Genomic DNA, 3,314 nt, shown 5'->3' with positions numbered 1-3,314 from the left:
ACCTCCGGTTGCGGTGATTTCTACCGCAGCCGTCTGTCTCATCGAACCGTGCCGCACCCCAGGAGCTTGAAGGCGTTCCAAAGCTCCGCGTAGCCAATGCCCATCTTCTCGACAGGAAAATTGCTCTCGAACAGGCACCGCTCGGCGCCGAACAGATCAATGCAGGTGTCAATGTAGGGGCGCCAATAGGCCGCCAGCTCCGCGGAGGTCGGCTGCATGGGCAGTGCCCCATAGTCGTAGCAGCCCGTTGAGAAAGCGGTCGGTCAGCCGAGCGGGTCTCGTGCAATGCTGAAGGCGATGGCCGCGGTCTGATCGCCAGCGACGACGATCAGAATGACGACCAGGCCAGCATTCGGGGTGGCAATAGCAGCAAGCGAGGCCGAAACCCTGGCCTGGAACCCCCGAGGCGTTCCTGACCCCGTCAGCAGCCGCATGATCAGGCCGAGGTTGTAGCCAGCGACGTGGATCAGGTAGCGCTTGTGCAGGTTCTCCCGCCCGCGCAGCCAGGCGCGGCGCATTCCACCTCGGTCCAGAATCAGCGCGAAGCTCCGCTCCACCACCTCGGCGCGCAGCTTGAACGCGATGTGGGCCACGCCGGACAGCAGACGGGTGCGGTTGTTCACGACGGCGCGGCGGGCTGCGTCATCGCCGTGCCAGCGCGAGAAGCCGTCGCGCTTGGGCTCGGCAATTCGGGTCTTCCACGGCCCGTCGTCGAGCGTCTTCAGCACCTCGCGCGAGTGGTATCCTTTGTCGGCCACCATCTCGGCAGGCGCCTCGGCGCTCGGCGCCGCCTCGACCGCGGCCAGGTGCCGGGCCGCACTCTCCAGGGTACCGGGCAGGGTCGCGGTGTCGCCCCTGTCGGCGCTATGCATCTCGGCCGCGACCACCGCGCCGGTGTCGAGATCCAGCGCGTGCTCGGGCTTGTAGGCCAGGCGTGTGCGGCCGTCCTTCAGCTTGGTGATGCGTGCATCCGGATCGGTCGGGCTCACCCACTCGGCGTTCGACAGCGTCTTGCCCTTGCGCTTGCGGTCCAGCCGGATCAGGTCCTCGGCCGTCGGCGTCTCGATGCCGCTCTCCTTAGCCATGCGCACCAGCATCTCGCGGTAGCTCTCGCCACCGTCGCGCCGCACGATCGCCCGCAGAGCGGCGTTGGCCTCCATGGTCGAGGCGTCGACGCCGATCCGCTCGCCCTTGATCAGGCCCTGCTCAGCCAGGCGCCGCAGCACCCAGGTGAACACCGCGTCGTGCACCTCGAGTGGCAGGCTGGCCCTGCCCCGCTCTCACGGACAGTGTTACGCGGCTGAAGCAGCCGCGTGGAACGCCGCGATCTTCTGCTCTGGTGTGATGTAGCCCAAGGCCGAATGCAAGCGCCTGCGATTGTACCATCCCTCCAGGAACTGGAAGATGTCGGCCCTGGCTTCGTCGCGCGTCAGGTAGTCGCGTTGCTCGACGAGCTCGCCCTTCAGCGTGGCATAGAAGCTCTCCATGGGCGCGTTGTCCCAGCAATCGCCTTTGCGGCTCATGGAGCACAGCATGCCGTGCTGCTTCAGCCGCTTGCGGTACTCTCGCGCTGCGAATTGCACTCCGCGGTCCGAGTGATGGGTGAGGCCGGGCGCAGGGCGCTGACGCGCGATGGCCATGTCGAGCGCGGCCAGCGCGAGCTCATGGCCAAGGTGGTCTGCCATGGCCCAACCGACGACACGGCGAGAGAACAGGTCGAGCACCACGGCCAGGTACATCCAACCCTCGGCCGTCCATATGTAGGTCAGATCAGCTAGCCAGACCCGATCCGGCGCGCTGGCGGTGAAGTCGCGCTCGAGCAGGTTCGGCGCCACAGGATAGGCGTGCGCGCTGTCCGTCGTGCGGCGGAACCGCCGCTTGCGCCTGCCCGACAAGCCCATGCCGCGCATCAGACGCGCCACCCGCTTGCGGCCAACTCGCCGGCCATGGCCGCGCAGGACGGCGTGCACGCGCGGGCTGCCATAGCGCCCGAGATTGTCCTCGTGCGCGGTGCGGATCTCGGCCGCCACGGCGCGGTCCTCGACCGCCCGCGCGCTCTCCGGGCGGCTGACCCAGTCGTAGTAGCCGCTGCGGCTCACGCCCAGCACCACGCACATAATCTGGACAGGGAAGTCGGCGACGTGATCGCGGATGAAGGCATAGCTCACCTCCGGCTCGTCGCCTTGCCGAAGATGAGCGCAGCTTTTCCCAAGATGTCGCGCTCCATCCGAACGCGATCGAGCTCACGCCGCAACCGCCCGATCTCCGCCGCCTGGTCCGCCGGGCTCGGGCCCACGCGGCGCGCCGTGGCGAGCTGACAAACCGTGCAGCTGGCGGAACACCCTCGCGCTCGCCGCGCCACTGCACTTGGCTATCGCAGACATAGAACTGCTGGATCCAGACACGGCGCAGCATTGTCGCCCCAGGCAACTGCCGGAGCCAATCCGGCGTGGCCGCGGCATCGAGGGCGGCAAGCGGGTGATGCCCGTCCTCGCCGATCTGCTGTGCCCAGGCCGCCCGCTTGGCTGCCGAACGCGGCAGGCGCTCGTCGAAAGCGCGTCGGCCGTAGGCCTCGGCCCAATGTGGCAAGACGTGCATCAGCAGCCATGTCGGCGCTGCAAGGGTCAGCACCTCCAGCGCATGCCGCAGCGTCTCATGCACGCATTCGATCCGGTTGATCGCCCGCGTCGCCGCCAGCACATGGGTGGAGTCGGTGCGCTGCCGCCCGCCCGCCTTGAGAAGCTGATGTGCAGCCGCGACCTCCAGCACCGCATCCAGCAACAGCGCCTCCGCGGCGCCCGCCACCAGCCGCGCACGGAACTCACTGAGCACCGTGCTGTCGAAGCCGGCGTCTGTCAGCGACAGGCCGAGCAGATACTTCCAGTCAATCCGGCTCCGCACCGCCTCCGCCGCCTGCCGATCCGAGAGTTCTTCCGCAAACTGCAGCAGGGTCACAAGCGCCAGCTGCCACGGCGCCTCGGCCGGCTGTCCCTTGCCAGGGAACAGCTGCACAAAGCGGCGATCGTCGAACACTGGCCCCAGCCTATCGCGCAGGCTCAACAGCGGATTGCCTTGAGGAAAGGCCAGCCGCGCCACATGGGCGGTGTCGCCAGGCACCGGCAGCGGCGATCCAGGACGCAAGCACATGGTCCACCTCAACGGGTCAGGAAAACAGCCCGTCAACGCCGATCCGCCCCCCGGCAGTCGCATTTCGCCAGCAGTATCGCTTCTGGTGCAGCAGGGTACTGGGACGGGCGAGCAATACCCATATGTGCAGAGTAACCTTGGAGCCCTGATCCTCAGCCTTGTCTCGC

2 protein-coding genes and 2 pseudogenes are annotated in these 3,314 nt (G+C 67.5%); all 4 read right to left on the bottom strand.

The features are described from left to right. Positions 1 to 38 precede the first annotated feature (38 nt). Positions 39 to 218 (bottom strand): amidohydrolase family protein, encoded by a 180-nt coding sequence (locus Q7A36_RS39045; protein ID WP_305109183.1) that lies wholly within the window; start codon positions 216 to 218, stop codon positions 39 to 41. Positions 219 to 263: 45 nt separating this feature from the next. Further along, entirely contained in the window at positions 264 to 1,250 is a 987-nt protein-coding gene (locus Q7A36_RS39040; protein ID WP_305109182.1) for a transposase, read from the bottom strand. Between the two features lie 42 nt (positions 1,251 to 1,292). Next, a pseudogene (locus Q7A36_RS39035) lies at positions 1,293 to 2,290 on the bottom strand (IS3 family transposase); the annotation flags it as partial. Between the two features lie 500 nt (positions 2,291 to 2,790). Continuing rightward, a pseudogene (locus Q7A36_RS41980) lies at positions 2,791 to 3,147 on the bottom strand (transposase); the annotation flags it as partial. Positions 3,148 to 3,314 lie beyond the last annotated feature (167 nt).

The organism is Paracraurococcus lichenis (assembly GCF_030657435.1).
GTDB lineage: Bacteria > Pseudomonadota > Alphaproteobacteria > Acetobacterales > Acetobacteraceae > Paracraurococcus > Paracraurococcus lichenis.
This window is presented reverse-complemented; position numbering and strand designations above follow the sequence as displayed.